24 protein-coding genes are annotated in these 23,465 nt (G+C 44.5%); 14 read left to right on the top strand and 10 right to left on the bottom strand.

The window, feature by feature from the left end:
• Positions 1-11 precede the first annotated feature (11 nt).
• A complete protein-coding gene (locus ADU23_RS26165; RefSeq protein WP_053376443.1) occupies positions 12-1,031 on the top strand; it encodes an S-layer homology domain-containing protein in 1,020 nt (339 codons plus the stop codon).
• Positions 1,032-1,217: 186 nt separating this feature from the next.
• Here the strand turns inward: ADU23_RS26165 and ADU23_RS26160 are convergent, their stop codons facing one another.
• On the bottom strand, positions 1,218-2,456 hold the full coding sequence (locus tag ADU23_RS26160) for an RNA polymerase sigma factor (protein ID WP_053376442.1): 1,239 nt from the start codon (positions 2,454-2,456) through the stop codon (positions 1,218-1,220).
• A gap of 346 nt (positions 2,457-2,802) precedes the next feature.
• Between ADU23_RS26160 and ADU23_RS26155 the strand changes: the two genes are divergently transcribed.
• Together ADU23_RS26155 and ADU23_RS26150 are read left to right on the top strand one after the other, a co-directional pair.
• On the top strand, positions 2,803-3,252 hold the full coding sequence (locus ADU23_RS26155; RefSeq protein ID WP_053376441.1) for a DUF6843 domain-containing protein: 450 nt from the start codon (positions 2,803-2,805) through the stop codon (positions 3,250-3,252).
• Positions 3,253-3,519: 267 nt separating this feature from the next.
• Positions 3,520-4,422 (top strand): NAD(P)/FAD-dependent oxidoreductase, encoded by a 903-nt coding sequence (locus ADU23_RS26150; RefSeq protein ID WP_053376440.1) that lies wholly within the window; start codon positions 3,520-3,522, stop codon positions 4,420-4,422.
• Positions 4,423-4,480: 58 nt separating this feature from the next.
• On the opposite strand, the gene arsC is transcribed toward ADU23_RS26150, so the two are convergent.
• Genes arsC through ADU23_RS26135 form a run of 3 tightly spaced genes read right to left on the bottom strand, consistent with a single transcriptional unit; the run spans position 4,481 to position 6,588 of the window.
• Positions 4,481-4,903, bottom strand: coding sequence for an arsenate reductase (thioredoxin) (gene arsC, locus ADU23_RS26145; protein WP_053376439.1), 423 nt, complete (start codon positions 4,901-4,903; stop codon positions 4,481-4,483).
• A gap of 25 nt (positions 4,904-4,928) precedes the next feature.
• On the bottom strand, positions 4,929-6,221 hold the full coding sequence (locus ADU23_RS26140) for an arsenic transporter (protein WP_053376438.1): 1,293 nt from the start codon (positions 6,219-6,221) through the stop codon (positions 4,929-4,931).
• A 49-nt stretch (positions 6,222-6,270) separates the two neighbouring features.
• A complete protein-coding gene (locus ADU23_RS26135) occupies positions 6,271-6,588 on the bottom strand; it encodes an ArsR/SmtB family transcription factor (RefSeq protein ID WP_053376437.1) in 318 nt (105 codons plus the stop codon).
• A 185-nt stretch (positions 6,589-6,773) separates the two neighbouring features.
• Here ADU23_RS26135 and ADU23_RS26130 point away from each other — a divergent pair, with 185 nt between their 5' ends.
• The 10 genes from ADU23_RS26130 to ADU23_RS26085 all read left to right on the top strand — a co-directional run bounded on the left by ADU23_RS26130 (position 6,774) and on the right by ADU23_RS26085 (position 18,518).
• A complete protein-coding gene (locus ADU23_RS26130) occupies positions 6,774-7,220 on the top strand; it encodes a MarR family winged helix-turn-helix transcriptional regulator (protein ID WP_053376436.1) in 447 nt (148 codons plus the stop codon).
• A 73-nt stretch (positions 7,221-7,293) separates the two neighbouring features.
• On the top strand, positions 7,294-8,580 hold the full coding sequence (locus ADU23_RS26125) for an NAD(P)-binding domain-containing protein (RefSeq protein WP_053376435.1): 1,287 nt from the start codon (positions 7,294-7,296) through the stop codon (positions 8,578-8,580).
• A gap of 187 nt (positions 8,581-8,767) precedes the next feature.
• Positions 8,768-9,865 carry an endospore germination permease gene (locus ADU23_RS26120; RefSeq protein WP_157265968.1) on the top strand — a complete coding sequence of 366 codons (1,098 nt, stop codon included), beginning with the start codon at positions 8,768-8,770 and terminating at the stop codon, positions 9,863-9,865.
• Positions 9,862-11,340, top strand: coding sequence for a spore germination protein (locus tag ADU23_RS26115; protein ID WP_053376434.1), 1,479 nt, complete (start codon positions 9,862-9,864; stop codon positions 11,338-11,340). The genes ADU23_RS26120 and ADU23_RS26115 overlap by 4 nt, the downstream gene beginning before the upstream one ends.
• Entirely contained in the window at positions 11,337-12,482 is a 1,146-nt protein-coding gene (locus ADU23_RS26110; RefSeq protein ID WP_053376433.1) for a Ger(x)C family spore germination protein, read from the top strand. The genes ADU23_RS26115 and ADU23_RS26110 overlap by 4 nt, the downstream gene beginning before the upstream one ends.
• A 233-nt stretch (positions 12,483-12,715) precedes the next feature.
• A complete protein-coding gene (locus tag ADU23_RS26105; RefSeq protein WP_053376432.1) occupies positions 12,716-15,754 on the top strand; it encodes a family 43 glycosylhydrolase in 3,039 nt (1,012 codons plus the stop codon).
• Between the two features lie 191 nt (positions 15,755-15,945).
• On the top strand, positions 15,946-16,458 hold the full coding sequence (locus ADU23_RS26100) for a GNAT family N-acetyltransferase (protein WP_231637533.1): 513 nt from the start codon (positions 15,946-15,948) through the stop codon (positions 16,456-16,458).
• 208 nt (positions 16,459-16,666) lie between these two features.
• Positions 16,667-17,506, top strand: coding sequence for a sensor histidine kinase (locus ADU23_RS26095; protein WP_053376430.1), 840 nt, complete (start codon positions 16,667-16,669; stop codon positions 17,504-17,506).
• Positions 17,503-18,147, top strand: a complete 645-nt coding sequence (locus tag ADU23_RS26090) for a response regulator (protein WP_053376429.1) — start codon at positions 17,503-17,505, stop codon at positions 18,145-18,147. The genes ADU23_RS26095 and ADU23_RS26090 overlap by 4 nt, the downstream gene beginning before the upstream one ends.
• A gap of 20 nt (positions 18,148-18,167) precedes the next feature.
• Positions 18,168-18,518 (top strand): c-type cytochrome, encoded by a 351-nt coding sequence (locus ADU23_RS26085; protein WP_053376428.1) that lies wholly within the window; start codon positions 18,168-18,170, stop codon positions 18,516-18,518.
• 114 nt (positions 18,519-18,632) lie between these two features.
• On the opposite strand, the gene ADU23_RS26080 is transcribed toward ADU23_RS26085, so the two are convergent.
• From ADU23_RS26080 to ADU23_RS32965, 6 genes are all read right to left on the bottom strand, one after another.
• A complete protein-coding gene (locus ADU23_RS26080; protein ID WP_053376427.1) occupies positions 18,633-18,980 on the bottom strand; it encodes a VOC family protein in 348 nt (115 codons plus the stop codon).
• Positions 18,981-19,095: 115 nt separating this feature from the next.
• On the bottom strand, positions 19,096-19,200 hold the full coding sequence (cydS, locus tag ADU23_RS34365) for a cytochrome bd oxidase small subunit CydS (protein ID WP_442950627.1): 105 nt from the start codon (positions 19,198-19,200) through the stop codon (positions 19,096-19,098).
• Positions 19,201-19,228: 28 nt separating this feature from the next.
• Positions 19,229-20,242 (bottom strand): cytochrome d ubiquinol oxidase subunit II, encoded by a 1,014-nt coding sequence (locus ADU23_RS26075; RefSeq protein ID WP_053376426.1) that lies wholly within the window; start codon positions 20,240-20,242, stop codon positions 19,229-19,231.
• Entirely contained in the window at positions 20,239-21,591 is a 1,353-nt protein-coding gene (locus ADU23_RS26070; protein ID WP_053376425.1) for a cytochrome ubiquinol oxidase subunit I, read from the bottom strand. The genes ADU23_RS26075 and ADU23_RS26070 overlap by 4 nt, the downstream gene beginning before the upstream one ends.
• Before the next feature lie 427 nt (positions 21,592-22,018).
• The gene (locus tag ADU23_RS26065) at positions 22,019-22,630 is read right to left on the bottom strand and encodes an SCO family protein (RefSeq protein WP_053376424.1); all 612 of its coding nucleotides are present in this window, start codon (positions 22,628-22,630) and stop codon (positions 22,019-22,021) included.
• Positions 22,627-22,779, bottom strand: coding sequence for a hypothetical protein (locus tag ADU23_RS32965; protein WP_157265965.1), 153 nt, complete (start codon positions 22,777-22,779; stop codon positions 22,627-22,629). The genes ADU23_RS26065 and ADU23_RS32965 overlap by 4 nt, the downstream gene beginning before the upstream one ends.
• A 189-nt stretch (positions 22,780-22,968) precedes the next feature.
• Here ADU23_RS32965 and ADU23_RS26060 point away from each other — a divergent pair, with 189 nt between their 5' ends.
• Positions 22,969-23,421, top strand: coding sequence for a GNAT family N-acetyltransferase (locus ADU23_RS26060; protein WP_053376423.1), 453 nt, complete (start codon positions 22,969-22,971; stop codon positions 23,419-23,421).
• The last annotated feature ends 44 nt before the right edge of the window (positions 23,422-23,465 follow it).

The following is a 23,465-nucleotide window of genomic DNA, read 5'->3' as shown; positions in this document are numbered from 1 at the left end:
GGAGTGCTCACATGAAACGAAAAATGATCTTTATTCTATTAATGAGTATAATTTGTTCCCCAAGTCTATTGCCTTTCGCTGCCTTTGCGGCGGACTCTCCAGCGTTTCAATTGACCGCTGACAAGCAGAAACTAAAAGCAGGCGAAACCGTTACCATCAGGATGGACGGCAAGCATATCAAGGATATGTACGCATACGAGGCTAAGTTCACCTATGACCCCAAGAAGCTGGAACTACTCGAATCCAAATCGCAAATGAAAGGCTTCTCGGTCTCTCCAATTAAGAAGGACCAAGAAATTACTATTGCTCATACGAAAATCGGCAACATTGCGGGGGAAGAAGGAGATGTTTTTATTGGAACTTTGAAATTCAAAGCTAAGACAAATGAAGCCGCTGCTATAAAATGGGATGCCATGAAGGTTGTAGATAGCCACCTGCAATCCCTGACCTACACATTGGACAAAAAAGTGTTAATCGCTGCGGCGGCGGCAATCTCGTTTACGGATATCAAAGGTCACTGGGCGGAAGATAGCATTATGGAGGCGGCAAGCAAAGGGATGATAGCCGGGTACCCAGATGGCAGCTTCCTTCCAAACGGCTCGATCACTCGGACACAGTTTGCTGTAATCCTGTCCCGTGCTTTGCAGTTACAGGAACAAAGCAGCCTAACGTTTACCGACGCGAAGAAAATCCCTGAATGGGCAAAGCCAGAAGTGGCGAAAGCGGTAAAAGCGGGACTCATTCAAGGTTATGAGGATCACTCATTCCGGGGTGATCAAACGATTACGAGAGCGGAAATGGCAGCAATAGTCGCTCGAAGCTTGAAAATACAAGAGAGTGATGGCACGCAAATCACTTTCGCGGACAACAGCAGCATTCCGAGCTGGGCCAAGGAATGGGTAGAGATTGTTGCTCAAAAAGGCATCATGCAAGGCCGTGGAGGCAATAGGTTTGTACCGGGTGATCAAGCAACAAGAGCGGAAGCTACGGTAATTGTATTGAGATTGCTGGAGACTAATCAAGCGCTTTAACTACGAACATGTCTGGGGTAGATGGAAGTGCGGTTATACCTTTGGCGGGGGAAATGCGCAGAGTAAGGCTAACTTTTAGACTTGATTTTGGAATTTCCGCTTATTTGAATGAAATAGAGCTAGTTTCTAGCTCTATTTTCATTCGGAAGCGCCTTGGCAGCTCATTTATGGGGGGATTGAGTAGAGTTAAGGTTGTTGACGTTTGTTCTTTACATACTCCACCCATTGATCATACAACTCGGGCTCAGATCGTTGAAAGATTCCATTAAAATCATTCGGATTTCTAATCACCTTGTTTAATGCGTCTAAACCATATTTATCGATAACGAATTCCACGATTAAATATGAAAATTGAAATCCTTTCATCGTTTCAAAATCCCAAGTATCATTATTTAACTCCTGAAAAGACGGGATAACAAGCGTATCAATGATATCCAAAGTACTGCTCCTGATGAATTCTTCGCTCATTCCTTTTGACTCATATCCTCCAATGCCTTGACGAACCCATTTTGGAGCAAGCGGATTAATGTCAGTGATTAACCACATTGTAAACAAGTGCACGGTGGATTTTAGAATGGATTGATACGTATGCTCCGGTCCGGGATTCAAAGGAGAAACAATTTTCAAATCGTTTTCCTCAAAGGTGCCCATGAACCAATTAGGCGCATTTTCTTCTCCCACGGCTTGATGGAAGGTAGGTAGGTCCGGATAAATTTCAATGATGATTTTTCTTGACGGCTGGTGCTTATACTTCAACGAAATGGTTTCGACCTTATCCTTAAGCTCATGAAATAAGTCTTGATGAACCTTCTTCAGACGATCAGCCATGTCATTTGTTTCACTTTTATTTACGATTGATATCATATCTTGAATAGACATTATAGTAATGTCACCCCATTCTTTTAATTCTCTTCTTAATTTCTCTAAAGACCGGTACAGTCTGTTTTTGACCGCACTCTCGCGCATCCCAACGATTTTGGAAATTTCCAATAAGGTACAATCAACAAAAAAACGCAAAGTAATAATTTGTTGGTCCAGCTCAGTTAGTTTTTTTAACGCAGCACCAATATCAATACGAATCTCAACATTTTTTGCAAAATCAAGAGAGATAGACTGTGATTCATATTTTACAAAATCATAGGGTATTTCTTTTTTTCGTGATAAGCTTCGAAATTCATTTTTCACCGTGTTCTGAGCAATCTTGAAAATCCAAGTGAATAAACTCGCGTTTTCTTTGAAGGTATGGATGTTTTCGATTGCCTTTAAAAAAACCTGTTGTGTTAAGTCATCTGCAACGATCGGATTTATTTTCAATGCGAAATATTTGCAAATTCGATGGCGATATTGCTCGTAGGCGATTTGAAAATTTTTGATGTTACCCTGTTCATCCGGATAAACAGAGTAGTTGTCTTGAGCTCCAGACATGGTAAGTACCTCCTCTTGACCTTACATTCAATTAGACACCGCAGCTCAACAAAAAGCCACAAACAAGCAAAATAAATTTTTTGAGCTTACTAATCGATGGCGTTGCGTGCTGGCTCCAGCCTACGTGCTGCTGGCATCAGACGATGCATCCTGCATATCGGGGAAAATGATTTTTGTAAATGGCGGCTCGATCTTCATCTGAATAAATCGAAAAGGAATGGTAGGAGCAGCTTGCCATGGCAGGCTGTTCTTTGTTTATGGGGTACTACAAATGATAGAACTAATCTTTATTTGAGATGAAGGGTATAGTTTTTAATAGATACATAAGAGGGGAGCAGAAGAATGGATGATCAAACATCGTAAGTATGGTGCCGTTGACTTATTCGTGGGACTAATTGGGGTTTTAGCTTTGATAGCGGTTATTGCTGGCTTCTGGCTTACGAGAACCTCTTCGACGGATGATATTTATTTAATCCCGGAGGGCTTTGAGGGAAATATTCAGGTGAATTACAACGTTAAAGGAGCACCAATGCTTGTTAAGGAAGGAAAATTTGATGTCATACCGATAAACGCTGACGGAACATTTGATACGTCCAAACCCGATATGGAGTATGGACTGGTGACCGACCAATATTATTATGTCAGCCAAGACGGGCGGCGAACGCCCATAGATACGCTTTGTGTTTATGGCAAAGGAAATGGTTCATCCGAGATCGGGTCTATCATTACGAGACATACGTATCTGCAAATTACTAAAACAAAGTGCAGTGAAGAATTTAGCGTTTGGGGAAGGTGATATGGATTGCCTAAACGTAGCGTTTAAAAAAAGCATTGCTTGACACATCCTAAAAATCAAGGATATTATAGATATAGTAAGTCTCTAATACTGGCGCTGCTAACATGAGTTTTTCAAAAGCAATGAATGATGCACCGCACATGCCGCGAATGCTCGTTCATGCTTTCGGGTTAAGCCGGATTGTGTTTGGCGTATATAATATGCGTTTTTTTCGCTATATTATAGACAAAAAGAGTCTTTAATATCCACATAACAGGAGATGAGTTCATGATTTACGATTGCGCTATTATTGGCGGAGGTCCCGCCGGGCTAAATGCAGCCCTTGTGCTTGGCAGAGCAAAGAGAAGCGTTGTGTTGATCGATAGCAATAAACCAAGAAATGCCGTTACGCATGCGTCTCACGGCTTTATTACGAGAGATGGCGTAACGCCGTCTGAGTTCCGCCGCATTGCTTATGAGGAGGTGCTGCGTTATCCGTCTGTCGAGCATCTGCAGATCGAGGTAGTTTCGGTTGAAAAAAAAGAATCGGGATTTGAAGTAAATGTATCCTCGGGCGATCGAATCCTAGCGAGAAAAATAATCTTGGCAACCGGCGTGAAGGAGATTTTTCCTGAGATCGAAGGGTTTTATCCGCTGTATGGGAAAAGCTTGTTTAACTGCCCGTATTGTGATGGCTGGGAGCTAAGGGACCGGCCGCTCGTCGTCGTTTCCGATCATCCGTCCCTCTTTCACTTGGCCAAAATGATTTTCAATTGGAGCAAGGATTTGGTCGTCTGCACGAACGGTAAAGCATCCCTGTCCGAATTACAGCGAAAGCAGCTGGAATCAAAAGGTGTCGTCGTGATGGAGCAGCCTGTGTCGGCGTTCATCGGGCAAAATGGGCGGCTAGAGCTTGTTCGGTTTGCGGATGGTACGGAGATTCCAAGGTACGGCGGCTTCGTGTCTCCAAAATTAGTGCCAAGCGCAGCGCTTGGAGAAAATTTGGGCTGCGAGAGGACGGAGTCTGGCGGCATTAAGACGGATGAATGGGGAAGATCCTCGATACCTGGCATATACTCCGCGGGGGACGCTGCAAACGAAATGCCATCCCAATTAATATTTGCTGCGGCTTCCGGCAGCCGCACCGCTGCGGGCGTCAATATGGATTTGACGGAGGAAGATTTCGAGTAACGTAACCTTTACAACAATAGGCTGCCGAACGATCGGCAGCCTGTCCAACAAAAGAAGATTATTGTCCTTCTGTCACGAATTTTTCGATGCGCGACTTAATGGCATCTCTAACGGCTCGGAACTGTTCCATAATTTCGTCTTCCGTGCCCGTTGCTTTAGCGGGATCATCAAAGCCCCAATGCCACTTTACTACATTCGGATTGGAAACTACAGGGCAGTGCTCGTCGGCGTGTCCGCATAACGTAATGACATAATGAGCGCGATTCAACAACACAGGGTCTATAACGTTAGAAGCGTTTTGGCTAATATCTACGCCTGCTTCCTTCATTACTTGTACAGCTCTCGGGTTCAAGCCGTGTGCTTCGAGACCAGCGCTTTTCACCTCGTATTGTTCGCTTCCGAGGGCATTAAGAAAACCATCCGCCATTTGACTTCTGCATGAATTGCCTGTGCACAAAAAATAGACCAGCTTCTTTTCCATATTGTATATCTCCTTATGATTTCGTTTAGTGTATGATGCTAAGCCATAAGTAAAGGCCAACCAATGTAATGAAAAGCACGGGAAGCGTGAGCACGATTCCAATTTTAAAGTAATAGCCCCATGTAATGTTCACGCCTTTTTTGGACAGAACATGCAGCCATAACAAAGTAGCCAACGACCCGATTGGCGTAATTTTAGGGCCTAGATCAGAACCGATAACATTTGCATAAATGAGCGCCTCTCGCAAAACACCGGTTGTGGTCGTTCCTTGGATAGCTAAAGCATCAATCATAACCGTAGGCATATTGTTCATGAGGGACGAGAGGATGGCCGCGATGAAGCCTGTACCGATGGTGGCCATAAATAAGCCTTGATCCGCTGTCCATTGAAACACTTCGCCAAGCTGATCCGTAAGTCCGACATTTCGCAGTCCGTAAACGACGACATACATGCCGATGGAAAAAACGACAACCGACCATGGAGCGCCTTTAATGACAGCGCCAGTATGGATAACAGAGCTTTTGCGCGCCGCAATAATAAAGACGATAGCTGCCAGTCCAGCGATAATCGATACAGGAACATGGATAAACTCGCTAACTAGATAAGCAATGAGCAAGACGGCTAAGACCATCCAAGACAGCTTAAACAAGCGCATATCTTTAATGGCTTCTCGAGGCTGTTTAAGCTGGCTCAGATCATAGCTTTTTGGGATCCTCTTTCTGAATAGAAGAAATAAAACGAGCAAACTGGCGCCAACCGCAAAGAAGTTCGGAATAATCATCCTGCTTGCATACTCGGCAAATCCAATCCCAAAAAAGTCGGAAGAAACGATATTAACCAGATTGCTGACTACAAGCGGCAACGACGCCGTATCGGAAATAAATCCGCTCGCCATAATAAAGGGAAGGATCATGCGGTCATCAAATTTTAAAGCTCGTACCATTGCGAGTACAATCGGCGTAAGAATGAGTGCAGCGCCATCATTTGCGAAAAAAGCAGCGACGGCAGCACCCAGCAACACGACGAGGGTAAACATGAGATAACCGTTTCCTTTGGCAAAACGCGCCATATGGAGCGCTGACCATTCGAAAAAACCAATCTCATCCAAGATCAAGGAGATCAAAATAACGGCGACAAAAGCGAGTGTGGCGTTCCAGACCATGCCGGTTACATCCCACACGTCCTGCAAATTAACGACGCCGCACAGCAAGGCAATAACAGCCCCGCCAACAGTCGAATAGCCGATATTCAAACCTTTTGGCTGCCATATGACGAAGATGAGTGTCACTACAAAAATAACAGATGCAAGTACTAACATATCTCCTCCTAAAAGCTTTCTTCAGAGCTGCTGTAATGAAAGCTGCTCATTAATTGCAACAATCAGGACACAACTTCCCAAGCTCTTCTTTCATCGATGGAAGTTCATCCACGATTGCACGAAGATAAGGCTTGTCTTCGATATTCAAAGAATAGTAAATCCATTGTGCGCGCCTAGTTTCATTGACCAAACCGCCCACTTTTAATTTCTTTAAATGCTGGCTTACATTAGGCTGTGTCGTTTCTAAAATAGCGACGATATCACAGACGCATAATTCTTTTTCTTTAAGCATGGCTAGAATAGTAAGGCGAGTTTTGTCAGACAACAATTTTAAAGTTTCGGAAAGAGAGTCGATCGGTTGTTTCATCAAATCACTCCTGTATCGGATTAGAATGCGTACATCAAGCTAGCTCTTCCTGTGCCATTTCTTCTCTCGCTAATATACTCCGCTTTTTAATATAAGTAAAGGATTATATAAGTATGAACGAATATAAAAAAACAACTTGCATATTACAAGTAAATCCGTTATAAATAGAACAGGAGGTATGAATAATGAACAATCCACGTGAGCTACTGCAAATCCTTGCAAGACAGTTTGGTTTGTTAAGCAAGAACTGTTGCCAGATCGGCGGGCAAGATATATCGCTCATACACAGCCATATCTTATACGAAATTAACCGCCAGTCCATGCCGTCCATGCAATTGGTCGCTGATACGCTTGGTGTAGACATCACCACCTTTAGCCGGCAAATACAGTCATTAGTAAAGAGGAAGCTAGTTAAGAAAACAGCATCTCCCGAAGATGGAAGAGTGTATTTGTTGTCACTTACTACGGAAGGAAAGTTCGTAGCGGGTTCGATTGATAAAATGATGACGGATTATCTTGACGAGGTTTTTTCATTTATGAATGAGTTTGAGCGAGATACGGTGCTGCGATCCATTCAATTGCTTAACACAAGTATGCAAAAATCAAAAATGTGCTGCACACCGATGGGGTGATATTTGGCCTCATCTGTTTTTTGGACAAATACTTGCAATATGCAAATAAAATTAAATCATTGGAGGCATTTATATGAAAAATCAATTACCGGTAGCCATCATCGGAGGCGGGCCAATAGCTCTGGCAGCCGCAGCTCAATTAACGATAAGACAAATACCGTTTGTTCTTTTGGAACAGGGGAAATCGGTTGGCGCATCCGTACGGGAATGGGGGCATATCCAAATGTTCTCGCCTTGGGAATATAACATCGATTCTGCTGCGAGGGAGCTTCTTCTTGCAGAAGGATGGAGCGCTCCAGCCGCGGAAGAGCTGCCCACCGGCAAACAATTGTTTGTACATTATTTAAAGCCTTTATCTGAGTTAGCTCGGTTGCAGCCTCATATGAAAACAGAATCGCGCGTGATTGCCATTCACCGAAAAGGTTTCGATAAGATGAAAACCTCGGGCCGCGAAAAAGCGCCTTTCGAAGTCGTCTATCTGCACAATAGTACCGTGAATCGTTTGGAGGCTGCCGCGATTATGGATGCTACGGGAACTTGGGGCTCGCCTAATCCGGTTGGCGTCAGCGGTGATTATGCAGATAGGGAGATGGATTTGCACGCATCTATTTATTATGGAATTCCAGACTTAAAAGGCGCTCATTCTGCACGTTACGCCGGCAAAACCGCAGCTGTCGTAGGGAGCGGACACTCGGCTATCCATACCGTTCTTTTGCTCCATCATTTGAAGTTAACGAACCCAACTACGGAGATCCATTGGATTTTAAGGAAACAAACGATTGAGGAAGCGTTTGGCGGAGGAGAAAATGATGGATTTTCCGCGAGGGGGGAGCTGGGGATGCGCGCGTCTCAGCTCGTACGGGAAGGTGCTGTAAATGTGCATACCCCGTTTCATATCCACGCTCTGGAGAGAGAAGGTAATCAGCTAAATATAGTTGGAGCCGATGCTTCGATAAAGGGTGTTGATGAGATTATCGCGGCAACGGGAGCAAGACCGGATTTTTCTTTCCTTCGAGAGCTTAGGTTCGAAGCGGATTCATCGATTGAATGCGTTCCTAAGCTAGCGGAGCTCATCGATCCCAACATTCATAGCTGTGGTACGGTAAGGCCGCATGGCGAAGCAGAGCTGAGACAGCCGGAGCAGCATTTTTATATCGTTGGGGCCAAGAGCTATGGACGTGCGCCTACCTTCTTGTTAGCAACGGGATATGAGCAGGTTAGGAGTATCGCAGCTTATTTAGCCGGAGACAACAAATCCGCGCTCGACGTGAAGCTCCATTTGCCAGAAACAGGCGTTTGCAGCCTTTCAAAAGCTAAGACCACACTAAAAGCACCAAATTCCTGCTGCGGACCGGAGTGAAGCCTGCGGCAAATCAAATTCGTAAGGGCTGCGTATCAGCAGCTCTTTTTGCTGTGCAGACTAACAGGTGCGAAGAAGCATTTCGCTCGTTTCCAAGCTAAAGCAACTGTATCGGAATAGAAAAATGAAAAAAGTACCAAAATAGAGTAGCAGCTCATGCTTTGTACAGATATGGATGTGATAAAGATTGATATCTTCGAGCAATAAAATTAATTTTGTACAAGTATTTATGATGTTTGCTTTGATGAACGGTTTAGCCAGCCATGTGATCGTAAATCCGATGATTTTATCGGCGTCAAAGAGGGATTCATGGATTACGGTTTTAGCTAGCGGAGCGTTCTTCCTCATTTGGATTCTATTATTAGTGTGGCTGATGAACCGTACTGGACAGCAGGAATGGAAAAAATGGTTATCAAGAAGGACATCACCTTTTGTCTCCTGGCTGCTCATTTTGCCTGTTTGCATACAAATGTATTTGATTGGCGGAATGACTGTCGTTCATACCGCTACTTGGCATATTACAAATTATTTGCCATCAACGCCAAAGATGCTGTTAGTTATTTCTTTGGTGTTATTTTGTACAGCCATAACTTTGTGGGGCATAAGAGTTATAGCCATCGTAGCCGGCGTATTGCTGCCGATTGTCGTCTGTCTAGGCATATTTGTAAGCACCTTTAATGCACCGATGAAAGATTATGCGCTTCTGAGGCCAATATTAGAGAACGGGTGGGAACCCGTTTGGGATGGGATGGTTTATTCCGGAGCCGGCTTCGTGGAATTATTGGCTTTGATCGTGCTTCAGCATCATTTGAAGTCGAAAGTTCGTTCGTGGCAATTGCTTCTGTATGGACTTTTCTCAATCGTGATATCGCTGGGTCCGATTATTGGCGCGATCACAGAATTTGGGCCGTTAGAGGCCGCGCATCAGACGACATCACCTTACGAGCAGTGGAGACTAGTGAAAATTGGTCAATTTATCGAGCATCTTGACTTTCTATCGATCTTCCAGTGGCTATCTGGTGCAATCATCCGGATAAGCTTATCCGTTTTTTTATTTGCTGAGCTGCTTTCGCTTCGTCAAGCGCGCAGTCGCTACATCGCTATTTGTGCCATTATGGCAAGCTACATGATTTTGTCGCTATTTCCGGTGAACGAATATTCCTTCTATTTGTGGATGGTTCATTATTATATGCCTCTTTCGTTAGTTGTCTTGTTGTCCATTTCTTTCGTATGGATGATTATCGCCTTGTTCGCAGGATCTGCTCCAGAGGAGGGCAAAACATGACTGAACCAATAAAGTCAAAAACAGAGAGCTGGAATGAAGAGACCATTACGTCGCTCTTCGCGGGATCTTCCGATGTAAAAATTCAGGCTTGCCCGTTTGGAGAAGAGGGCAGAGCGGTAGTCGTGATCGTATACGCTGAAGGACTTAGCAATACTGCGGATATCGGAAGGGTCATTTTACCGGAGCTGAATCGGTTATTTAAGGAACAAGGCTCGTTCAATGATCCGATTGCCCATTTGTCGAATGCGCTCTCGATAACGGAATTGGCAGAAGCATCTTCAGAGACATTAGCGGAGTCTCTTTTTCAAGGCAATCTTCTGCTTGTTTTTACAGATGAGAGCAAGGTAGCTTACGTGAGCATTGCTGATCGGCCAACGAGGCAGCCCTATGAATCGAGCACGGAAATTTCCGTCAAGGGACCAAGAGATGGTTTCGTTGAAGATATTACCGTCAATATTGCCTTAATCCGCAAACGTCTTCGCAGTACTTCGCTCCATGTCGAGAATGTTACTTTGGGAAGGAGAACAAAGACGCAGATCGGCATTCTCTATTTTTATGACATCATTAATCCCGCCATTTTGAACGAGGTGCGCAGCCGCCTAAATAAGATCGATATTGATGGGGTATTCAGCATCAGCCATTTGGAGGAAATGTTGTCCGATTCCAAATTCAAGCTATTGCCCATTATGGATTTTACGGGAAGGCCGGATTATGCCGTTCAAAGCTTGTTATCGGGCAGAGTGGTACTTGTTGTAGATGGATTGCCGATGGTGCTAATTGCGCCGGCGGGATTAACCTTTATTTTAAAATCGCCGGAGGACGCTCATTTCAACTATGCATACGTTTCTTTCTCACGAATCATTAGGGGCATCAGCCTATTTCTGTCTATCTTCCTTCCCGCGATATGGGTTGCGCTTATGTCATTCCATCAAGATCAGATTCCGTTTCAAATGATGGCGACCATTTCCGTTACCCGGCTTGGGCTTCCGCTATCTTCGCATATGGAGATGTTTCTCCTGTTAATGCTGCTTGAAATATTCAGAGAGGCGGGGGTACGGCTTCCGAACGCAATTGGCCAGACACTGACCTCAATAGGCGGGCTCATTATTGGCGATGCAGCGATTCGCGCAGGTCTAGTATCCCCATCCGTAGTGGTTGTAGGAGCTATTACGGCGGTATCGGGCGTGACGCTGGTCAATCAGACGTTAAGTACGCAGGTCAGCATTCTGAGACTGTTCTTTTTTTTCTTATCGGCGATTCTGGGCATGTACGGTGTCATCCTGGGAATGATTTTGCTCGTTGGTTACATGGGCTCGTTGAAGTCGTTTGGCGTAAGCTACTTGGCGCCATTCTCACCGCTTTCAGTCAGAGAAATGATCATTTCGTTCTTAAGAGTGCCATGGGATCTGATATCGAGAAGACCTCTTGGATTAGACACGGTCGATAACGATAGGAAGAAGGAGGATACGGAATGAAGGTGTTCCGGACTTTGGCTATCCTTTTGTCCAGCATTCTTATTTTAAATGGCTGCTCGAAGACGCCGGAAATTCAAAATATGGCCTATGCGACGGCAATCGGCGTTGACTTTGATAAAGGGAAATGGATCGCTTACGCTCAAATTTTGAATTTTGCGAATATCTCCCATAGCGAGCAAGTCAATATTGGCAAACCGGTTCCGATCTGGGTCGGCAAGGGCAAGGGAGATACGCTGGCACTGGCGCTAACGGATATCAGCAGAACATCCCAGCTGCATGTATTTTGGGGGCATGTAAATGCGGTGGTCATGACGGAAGCTGTCCTCAAAAAAGGGGTCACCTCCGTTTACAGCGCAATTAATCGGTATAGGGAAGTGCGGTACAACATTTTGATCTATGGTACAAAACGGGAGCTTCCGGAAATCTTAACGCAAAAATCGCTGCTGAATTTATCGCCGCTTTCTACGATTATGTTCACGGCGATGCAGTCTGATTCACCATACTCGATCATTATGCCGGTGACAGGCAATCGCATCATTGCAAATTTGAATGAACCGGGCGAACCGGGCTTGATCCCATCCATCGATATTGATGCCAAAGATTGGACCGAGGATAAAAAGGCTAAGCCGCTGTTCAACTTATCCGGCGGCTATTTTTTTCAAAAAAATAAAATGATTGGATGGATGTCCGAGAAAGATTTGCAAGGAATGAGGTGGGCAGAAGTAAAGCTGGAGCGAATGCCGCTTCAAGTGGACGTTAATGGGTCGCCAGCAGCCGTCATTATGTGTATGACTCCTAAAATGGTCATTCAACCGGCAAGCGTCAAAGGAGATGTTAAATTTAATATAGAAGTGGATGCCAAGGGTTACGTGATTGAGCTGCTGCAGGATGTTCCAATGGATCAATTGAAGCGGCAAGCAATTGAAACGATTCGCAAGGAGATTATAACCACTCATCTCAAAGCGATTAAGGTTAAATGCGATCCTTTCCGGCTGCGGGAGTCGCTGTATCGTTCCGATCCTTCCGAGTTTCATCGTTTGTCCCGTGCGAATCCGTTTTTTTTGACCGATGGTTCGATAGGTGACATTCATGTGGATATCCATTTAATGAATACCGGCAAATATAAAGGGACAGAGCGCTAGCCTATAGAATGAGCTTATATCATGATGAACAGGACGTTAAAGTCTCTGTTCTTTTTTTGCTTGAAAAAAAGGATAGAAAATCGTAAAAAAGGTCGGGATATTACAAATATATAATTTTAAAAAGGTGATAAGCTTTAGGCACACAGTTAAATAAGGAGGAAATCGTATAAGGAAAAAAACAGTGATACATAAGCGTTTTACCGATAGAACATGAGTGATTAGGAGGAACAACGATGAAAAAGATTTTAGGAATATTCATGGCCATCATCTTATTTGCAGGCATGATTAACCTGCCTACGAATGCCCATGCCGCTGATCCTAATATGGATGGTCATGGATTGTTAGGCGAATTTTTTAAATGTGTAAAAAACCCTAATAATCGTGAAGATATTTCGGTATTTACCTTTGACGATTTTCGGGGGGAAAGAGCGGTCGCTAATTTAAATGGTGATTCTTTTGGAAGCATTTTCAACCAACTGACTGGATCGCCCGACTATAATACGGCACGTTTTACAGGAACGATCGTACCCCAATATACAGAAGACTATACTTTCCATATGGTAGGCGATGACGGATTCAGGCTTTGGGTTAATGGCGAGTTGATCATTGACTTTTGGCAGCAAACATGGGAAAAGCCGCAAGTGAGCGTCCCCGTTTCTTTGGAAGCAGGCAAGCATTACGATATTAAAGTCGAATATTTACAAGGCTGGGGAGGCACATGGCTTCGTATGGAATGGGAGAGCGCAAGCCAGAGCAGAGAAGTCGTACCGGAATCAGCCCTTTATTTGCCGCCAGACCGTTTGATCACAACTAAAAAAGGCGATTTGACAGCAGAAATTCAAAAGATCGATTATTTAACTGGAAATTTTGCCGACAAAGTTAATGAAAGCGCATTAAATAACTTGAACGGGGCAAAAACGATTGCGGAAGAATTGCTTGGCACGATTGACGGCAAAGAAATAAGCGATCGGGAAAAGGTGCAATTATTAATAGAAGCGATTGAAAGCTTGTCTATTGCACGCTCCGATTTTATGAAAGAGATGGGTGTTACGAGCTCGACTATATCTGATAAATTTAACAACCCGTTATATCAAGGGCAGGACCCTTTTGTAACGTATAAAGACGGCTTTTATTACTTCGTGTCTTCTAGCAACTTAGACTCTAACAATAAAGTTTATGTATCGAAATCAAGGACGCTTATCGATCAGGGCGAGAAGGTCATGGTCTATGATTCAAAAGGTGACCAAACTCGTATATTCGCACCGGAAATCTTTTTCTTCGATGGCAAATGGTATATTTATTACTGCGCTGACTTAAAAGAATTTGGCTATCAGCATATGGCTACCGTATTAGAATCCGTAACCGCTGACCCGCAAGGGGCATACGTGGATAAAGGCGCATTATATGCAGGCGAAAACGGCGTGTATAAACAAGCAAACGATTTTACGGTATTTGAAAATAAAGGGAAGCTGTATGCGGTATGGGGCACCTTAGGCTCCGGGGAGCCCATTGGACCCGCAATCGCACCAATGGATAACCCGTATACGATTACGGCAGACCGCTCGTTTTTGCCGGGTGGCGGCGGGGAAGGTCCGCGCGTTCTGCAAAGAGACGGAAAAGTATTTATTACGATGTCAGAAGGCGACTATGCTTCCGACGGTTATCGATTATCATATTTTACGAATACGGACGGGGACTTCTTGAAGCCAAGCTCGTGGACTCGCACAAATGATGTGTTCGTTGCAACCGGCGATGTATCTGGTCCAGCGAGAGCAGGTTTTGTCAAATCGGCTGACGGCAAGGAAGACTGGATGATTTATCATTCTCGTGTCTATCAAGATACGGGACGTAACTGGTGGCGCCAAGTCAATATTAAGAAAATAGGCTGGAATGCCGATGGAACGCCACATTTCGGCCAGCCGGTTTCTCCTTATGTATGGCAGCAGCTGCCTTCCGGCGACTTGGGACTTGGGGACATGTATCAAGCAGAGGATGCTATTCTATATGGTGAGATTACAAAAGACAATAGCCATAAAAATTACCAAGGAACAGGCTATATTCACTTACCCAAAAAAGCAGGTACTGAAGCAAGCTTTGTTGTAAATGCAGAGGAAGCAGGCGATTATATCGTAGGCGTGAGATATGCTTATGGTGTACAAGTGGACGGGGAATCCACAAATAATCCTACTACGCAGCTGCCTGCGAGAGCCAAAATCAATGTTTATGTAAATGGCAAGCACGTAAAAACAATCGCACCGGATAAAACGGCAATCAGCTGGGATGAATGGTTTACAGGTTCCGAGCGATTGGATCTAGAAGCGGGCAAAAATGTGATCAGCTACCGTATTGATTCGGATAGTATAGGCGATCTGAACTTGGACTTTGTGACGATGTATAAAGCGGATGTTCCAAATCAAACTTCTCCTGTCGAAGGCGATTTAGCAGGTACGCTAACAGGTTCAGCTCAAGTTCAGCTTGGCGGCAACGTCGAAGTGAACTATGGACTAACCCATGTATCGGCGGGCGCGGATGACGCTATTTTTGCTCAGGATCTAATATTCAACTATGATTCCGATAAGTTGGAATTTGTTTCAGCCCAATCGTTAAAGGAAGGTCTTATGGTCGTTGAATTCAATACGGATGTCCCTGGCCAAGTACGTATGCTAGTGGCAAGCCAAGGGGAAGATAACGCCGTTACGACCGATGGGGATCTGATTAAACTTAACTGGAAGGCGCTCAAAGAGACAGCGAAAACAAGTGTTACACTCACGAAGGCGTTAATTGCGAATGCTGCGGGCGTGGAGACGCCACTCGCTCCTGTCACGTATAACGTTCGAGTCACTGGCACTGTTGATTTGAACAAAGAAGCATTAAATGCGTTAATTGCTCAAGCACAGGCTGCTGTGGATGCCGCGGCAGAAGGCAGTGCGCCGGGACAATACCCTCTCGGTTCCAAAGCAACGATGCAAGCGGCGATCGATGCAGCCAAAGCGGTATCGGACAGCGCAACTAGCCAAGCCGCAATTGATCAAGCTGTGAGCATTCTTAATCAAGCGCTGCAAACCTTTAAAAATGCGGTCAATCCTGCCGTGTCGGGAGATATTAACGTAGATGGAAAAGTGACCATTGGCGATCTCGCCATTGTAGCGGCCAGCTACGGCAAAAATTCGACGAGCCCGGATTGGCATTTGATCAAAAAATCTGATGTTAACCATGACGGTATCATTGATATTGCTGATCTAGCGTTTATTGCAAGGACGATTCTGCAATAATGCAAGGTGTATCGAAAGGTCTCGAAAGGTCTGCAATGACCTTTCGAGACCTTTCTTTTTTTTCACAGCGAGCGGATTTCCATAGTACGATATAATCAGCACTGTTAATCTGAAAGTGAACAAAAAGAAACCGTTCTTTGGTAAAATGGAGATACTGCCCACCCTTTTACGAAATGAACGATGTACTAGCTATGAATTATTTTCGCCAGTCAAATGCTAATGAATATTATGAAATGCGAAGAGGTGCGATACGTTTGAACATTAGAACTGCTACAATTAATGAACTTGAAGGAATTGTGCGTTTATTGGTTGATGATGAGCTGGGAGTAAGCCGGGAACAATATGAATTGCCACTGCCGCAAGCTTACATAGATGCTTTCTCGGAAATCCAAAAGCAGGATGGAAATTCGATTGTAGTTGCCGTAGAAAACGAAGAGGTCATTGGCTGCCTGCAGCTTACCTTCATACCGGGACTTGCCCGACTCGGAATGAAAAGAGCTCAAATTGAGGGAGTTCGTGTGGATAAGCAATATCGGAGTAAAGGTATTGGAGAAGCTCTTTTTCGCTACGCTATCAATATCGCAAAGGAAAGCGGCTGTGGACTCGTCCAATTAACCACGGATAAAAAACGCAGCGATGCCCATCGATTTTATGACCGATTAGGATTTGTTTCCAGCCACGAGGGCATGAAATTAAGCTTATAGGCTATTAAACATGATGCTGAAAAATGTTGGCCACCCCGCGGGGTGGTTTTTTTGTTTATCTGCACCAGTGGATGATTTGTGACATTTGAGCCTTGTTAAGGAGCATTATTTATCAAGTAGCTCTAACGAGTCATGTGCGATCATGGGGGAATAAGAGACAATAGCTTTAGCGCAAGCGAAGAATGTCATCGATTCGCAAAGGAGGCTATTGGAGCTGTATAAACAAATCAAATGGTTAATTCTTATTATCCCAACATTAACGATCTGGATTTGGGAGTTCGTCCGGCATGAATACCTGCTTCCCTATCTATCCATGGACGCTGGCAATTGGCTGTCGCCGTTAATTGTGTTTCTAATCACATTGCTCCTCTTAACAAAGCTTTTTGCTATTTTGGAAACGATTCAAGCAGAGCTGCAGCATTCGAAGCAGCTGCAGGCGGCGCTGCAGGAGCGTGAAAATCTTGCTAAGGAGCTGCATGATGGCATAGCGCAGTCCTTATTTTTAGTCTCTGTCAAGCTAGATCAGGTTAACCAAAACAAGGAACAAAATGAACAGCTGCTTTCCATAAAGAAAACCGTGCTTGAAGTGAATGAATATGTGCGCCAATCGATCGCCCATTTAAAATATCCGCCAGAAGCCGTAACCGTGCCTTGGGAAAATTCAATCAGCGATCTTATCAATGAGATGCATCTGGATTCAAAGGTAAAAGTCGAGTACAAATGGCCAATAACAGAGATTGATTTGACCGTGAAAGAAAAGCTAGGCTTGTACGAGTTTCTTAGAGAAGGCTTGCTTAATATTAGAAAACATGCGGAAGAAGCGAATCATATTCGTATTCGTTTAGAGACGAGGGAAGCGGGCTGGCGATGCGTGATTACGGATAACGGCTTAGGGTTTGCCGGCAATCCTTTGTTGAAGGAAGGCAGCTATGGTTTGAAATTTTTAAAGGAAAAAACGTTTGAACTGGGCTGGGAGCTGGATTTGAGAAGAGAATCGGGCAGAACAACACTGTCAGTCTTAAAGAAAAGGCAGGTGGAGCAGCGATGAACCAACAATCGGTACGTGTCCTAATCGTAGATGACCATCCCCATGCGAGAGAAGGCATGAAGGAAATTCTTAGCGGGGATTCCTTGTTTGAAATCGTAGGAGAAGCGCAAAACGGCGAGGAAGCTATTTTTTGGACGGAGCAGGTTATGCCGGATATGATTTTAATGGACATTAACATGAAGAACAAGGGCGGTCTGGAAGCAACGAAGGAAATCAAATCAAAGTTCCCTTATGTGAAAATCGTGATGGTAACGGTGTCCGATAATATAAGTCATCTGTTTGAGGCCCTTAAGAAGGGAGCGCAAGGATATTTGCTCAAAAACTTGAATCCGAGCGCATGGCTGGAATATTTAAGAGCGGTCGCATTTGACGAGGCGCCGATGTCGCAGGAGCTTGCCCAGCGCCTTTTAAGCGAATTTTCCCGAATCGAAAAACCAAAGGTTGAGGAATCCCCGTTAACCGCAAGAGAGAAAGAAATTTTATCGTTGGTTGCAAGCGGGATGTTGAACCGGGATATCGCTGCGGAGCTGATTATTTCTGAGCATACGGTCAAAAATCATTTGAAAAATATTTTGCAAAAGCTGCATTTGGAAAACCGGGTCCAGCTTGCCAGATATGCTTATGAACGAGGATATTATTAACGGTAGGAGGTTATTTGATTATGCGTAAATTAAAATATGTTTCGGCATTATCTGTTATTTCGTTTGTATTATTGCTCTCCGCTTGCGGGGAGGCAACGACCGGCGATAAGCCGGCTAGCGGCAAAGGTGAAGGCGAGAGCGTGGAGAGCAGCGAAGGGGAGGCGCTATACAAGAAAATGTGTATTTCTTGCCATGGCAACGAGCTGCAGGGAAGAGCCGGCCCGAACTTGCAGAAGGTTGGAGCCAGACTAACGGAGGATGAAATAATCGAAATCGTCTCGAATGGCCGCAAGGGTATGCCGAAATTCGGAAAAAGCATTTCGGCTGAAGAAATACAAAGTCTAGCTACATGGCTTGCGGAGCATAACTGATCGTAAAAATGAAACAGCGGAGGACCAAGACTTGAAAAATAAAGTCTTGGCCCGCCGCTGTCTTTATTGAACAAACGTTTCCCGTTACTTAAATAGCAATTGAATTACAACGCGTTACTTCTCCCAGAGCTCGACCAGTCGACCGTCAGGATCTTCAATCCAAATAAACTTTCCATATTCACTGATCTCTTGTTTCTTTGCAAGAGGTACACCAATATGCTCAAGATGCTGAATAGTCTCGTCTAGATTATGCACTTGGAAATTTAACATCACTTGTTGTTCTGTCGGAAAATAACGGTCATTCTCGGTAAAGAAAGAAAAGATAGTCTCATTTCCTAATTGGGGTTTTATGATCGTCCCATTCCAATTTCCGATTTCAATCTTCAACGCTTCACTGTACCATTTCTTTGTAACTTCAAGATTGTTAGTTCTCCAAAATATTCCTCCGAAACCTTTTATCATGGCATCTAACTCCTGTCTGTCATCACGTTTTTAGCTATCCGATTACATAAGATATTCGAGATTTATTTTTAATTTCCTTTTTCGACTATACTTCCAGTTAGCTTATTGCTGCACCTTATTTCTTGGGTGACGTTTGGCCTTTGGCGCCCCATAGGAAAAGGAATGCTATCGCCATGCCTACGATTAACAGCGGGGCAATCATAATTAAGAAAAACTCCATGCGTAACACCAGCCTTCAATTTGAGTTTTCATTTGCCTTTGACGTAATTGGTGTTAAATAGAAACAGTCTCATCAGCAGGTAGAGTGAAGGAATCAAGAGCAGCAGACCGAGCACAAAAGCAGTGATAAGCGCAATGGCCATCGATTCATTTGTGAAATTGTCGTGTATGGTCAAATAAGGATACAGAATGTAAGGCAAATGCGCAGAGCCGTATCCATAAAACGCGAAAGCAAATTGCAAAATAACGAAGATGAACGATAAGCCGAGCCTCTGCTTTTTCCAAACGAAATAGACAGCAAGCATAAAAAAAAGAAAGGAGAGCCCGAACATCCACGCTCGGTCCATCATTTTCTCGAAATGCTCAAGGTTATGGCCATGTATGGCAAAAAAGACGAGAAGGCTGCTCAATATTGTCGGCAAGCTCCACACAAGCGCATACTTCCGAACGATCTGGAATGCCGGGGCGTCTCCCGCTTTATGGGCATAAAAGCTTAGAAACATAGCCGAAATATAGAGTACGCTGACGAGCGCGAGCAAAACGACTGACCATGAGTAGCTGCTGGTAAACAGCTCACGGACTAGAAATATGACTTTGCCTTCCTTCGTTACCTCGATATATCCGCCTTCCGATATCGTCAGTACGGTGGATAAGGCTGCAGGAATAAGCAGGCCGCTTGCGCCGTACATGAGCGTATATATTTTTCTGCTGCGTGAGCCGTAATGGTTAAAAGCATAATAAGCGCCGCGAATGGCAAGCAGCACAATCGCAACACTGCCCGGAATGAGCAAGGCAGTCCCGTAATAATAGGCCGTATCCGGAAAAAAGCCGATAAACCCGACAAAAAAGAAAACGAGGAAAACGTTCGTAACCTCCCACACCGGAGAGAGATAACGGTCGATGATCGAGTGAATCAAATGTCTCGTTCCTGTAATCGAGCTGTAGTAGCTGAAAAAACCGGCACCGAAGTCAATAGAAGCAATGATGAGATAACCGAACAGAAATGTCCAAAGCACGGTAATGCCAATGACCTCGTAGCTCATCGTTTAGCGGAAGCCTCCTTTTCAAAATTAGCTATTTCATCCTCGGCTTGATTGTTTCGGAACATTTTAAGCAGCACCCGAACCGAGGAAACCCCTAGCACAAGATATAACAATGCAAATAGCAAAAGCATTAAATCAACATGATTGGATGTGGTTGCGCCTTCCGTTGTACGCATAATGCCGCGCAGAATCCAAGGCTGCCTTCCTACCTCGGAGAAAATCCAGCCATGCTCAATCGTAAGTATCGCAATTGGCGCTGCTAGCATAATCGCGCGTAATAGCCAGCGACGGTACGTATTTCCTTTTTTTCGGATCATCTCCACGAGGAAGATAAGGGAGACGAGCACCATATAGCCGACGTAGCCCATTTTGATATCAAATAGATAATGAATCCAAAGCGGGGGCCGTTCGTCCTCCGGGAATTCATTTAGCCCGATCACCTCCGCAAAGGGATTGCTATGGGCAAGGATGCTAAGCCCATAGGGGATTTTGAGTCCAAAACGAACCTCATTGTCTTCGGTAAGCACGCCCCCGAGCACAAGCGGCGCTTTGCCCATCGTTTCGAAATGCCATTCCGTTGCAGCAAGCTTCTCCGGCTGGTATTTGGCGAGATATTTGCCCGATAAATCACCGATAAGCGCCGTGGATACCATGAATACAAAAGCGCAAACCATAGTAAGCTTCAAAGCCTTCTTATAATAAACATGGTTTTTTCCTTTAAGGAGCGACCAAGCCGTGATTGCTGCCAGTACGAATGCACAGGTCAAGTAGGCAGAGGAGAGGACGTGGGCTACTTTAGTTGGCATCGCTGGACTTAGCATGGCTGCAATCGGATTCACATCCGTTATTTCGCCATTGGTTAAAGTGAAGCCAACTGGATAATTCATAAACGCATTTACGATAGTGATGAAAAAAGCAGATGCGGATGAGCCTATGACGACGGGAATCAACAGCCAGAAATGCGTCATCCGATTTTTGAAGCGATCCCATGTATAGAGATAGATCCCAAGAAAGATCGCCTCGAAGAAGAAAGCGAAAGTTTCAAGAAATAGCGGCAATGAGATCGATTGCCCCGCTACTCTCATAAAGCTTGGCCATAACAAGCTTAGCTGAAGCCCAATCGCAGTCCCTGTTACCACGCCGACTGCAACGGTGATGACGAATCCGCGCGCCCAGCGCCGAGCGAGAAGCAGGTAATGAAAGTCGTTTCGCCTAATGCCGATCCATTCAGCCAGCGCAATCATCAGCGGGACGCCGACACCGATCGTTGCATAGATGATATGAAAGCCCAAAGTCAAAGAGGTTAGAATACGGCTGAAAATAACGGGATCATATCCGTTTAAAAGCATGACATTCACTCCTTCGAAGATTTAATGGATAGGGTTTCATTATGGCAATTGACCTTAACCCATGAACTTGCGAATGATCGATAACAGCATGAGCATCGCTACGACCGCGCATAACATTATCAATTTTCGCTCCTGCCGACTGGAACGATTATTTTTACTCGAATTCATACCTTCACTACCTTTCGAATTATGTGATGTATTTCACAAACTATGCTGGACCTTAGCTTTGAAAAAAGGATCTTGGATTATTATGCCCTTTAAGTCGTAATCGTAATATGGCTCGATAGGGCTAAAAGGACAGACAATTGTAACGATTCATTGAACATTGGCAGCGGATATATCCGGCGAATGGAAAGAGCCGTCCCCAAGCTTGATTCACTTGGTTGGACGGCTCTAATTGGCAATAAGCTTGCTACATTGATGAATATTATTTTTCTTTTAAAAGGGTGTTAATATCTTTTAAAACAAGCGAGTTGTCCATTTCGTCACCCATGCGATAAACCTTGCGAATTTGCTGCTTGGCATCGACGAGCATGAGGGAAGTAACCGTATGAACGAACTGGCCATCGTCTAGCTTTTGGATAGCGATGCCATATTGTTTGGCCGTCTCGATCGTATAAGCTTCGTCTCCACGCAGCAGCTTCCAGCCCGCTTGATCGATTCCCATACGCTGTCCGTATGATCGCAAAACGTCAGGCGTATCCGTATTGGGGTCAAAGGTGACGGAGGCAAACTGCACCTTGCTGCCAAAGCTGCCTTGCTTTTTTAACTCATCCTGAAGCAGCACCATGTTATACGTGGTAACCGGGCAGATGTCGGGACAGCTCGTGAACATGAACTCGATAAGCATAACTTTGCCTTGGTTGCCTTTGAGCTCAAAATTGGAGCCGTCTAGCTCTTGCAGCGTGAAATCAGGTGCCTCTTTGACGATCGGAAGCTTGCTGCCGCTGCTTTGAAGCGTATAAAATAAGTAAGCAGCCATCGCAATGAGCAGTACAATAACCGCGATAAGAAAGGGGCTTATTTTCTTAGTTGTCATGTGGGTGAATTCTCTTGCATCCCAGTTGAATAGGACTGTGCCGCCTTGTCCTGCAGTCTATTATCTTCTTGGACCAGCTTTGCTCCATTCAGCATCACGTAGGCCCCGCCAGCTAAAAATAACCCGCCTAAAATAAACCAATAAAGCATATGTTTTAGTCTCCTTTCGATTCTAACGATCTTCTCATCATTATAGGAGGAAAGGGCACAACCCTATAATGACTCGAACGAGCTATTTTCGCGTTAATTGTGACGCTTATGTTTCGTTTGTGCCGAATATTTATGGTAATATTTTGATTAGGAAAAGAATCGATAACAAGTAATGCAACGGAGGTTTGTATGATTAGCTTAAAAAGAACGACTTCAAATGATCCGGATTTTTGCCGTTTAATCGAATTGCTGGATAAAGATTTGTGGATTCGATACCCGGATACACAACAAAATTTCGTCGCCTTCAATCACGTTAAATTAGACGCAAATGTAATCGTTGCTTACGATGATGGCAATGCCGCTGGATGCGGCTGCTATAGAGTCACCGAGAATGAAAGCATAATTGAAATAAAAAGAATGTTCGTCATGGCAGAAAATAGGGGAATGGGCATCGCCAAAGCCATCTTATTGGAGCTTGAAGCATGGGCGCTGGAAGAAGGGAAAGCAGGCGCGATATTGGAAACCGGCACGAACAATCCTGAAGCCGTTGCACTCTATTATAAATTCGGATTTGAACGGATTGAAAATTATGAGCCGTATGTAAATAGTGATGATAGCATTTGCATGAAAAAGATTTTCTGAAAATAAACAAGATCAAAATGCTGAAATGAAAGGGGAATCATTTT

The sequence above is a fragment of the Paenibacillus sp. FJAT-27812 genome (assembly GCF_001273905.1).
GTDB lineage: Bacteria > Bacillota > Bacilli > Paenibacillales > Paenibacillaceae > Pristimantibacillus.
Note: the sequence above shows the minus strand (reverse complement) of the source record. Positions and strands in the feature narration are given on the sequence as shown.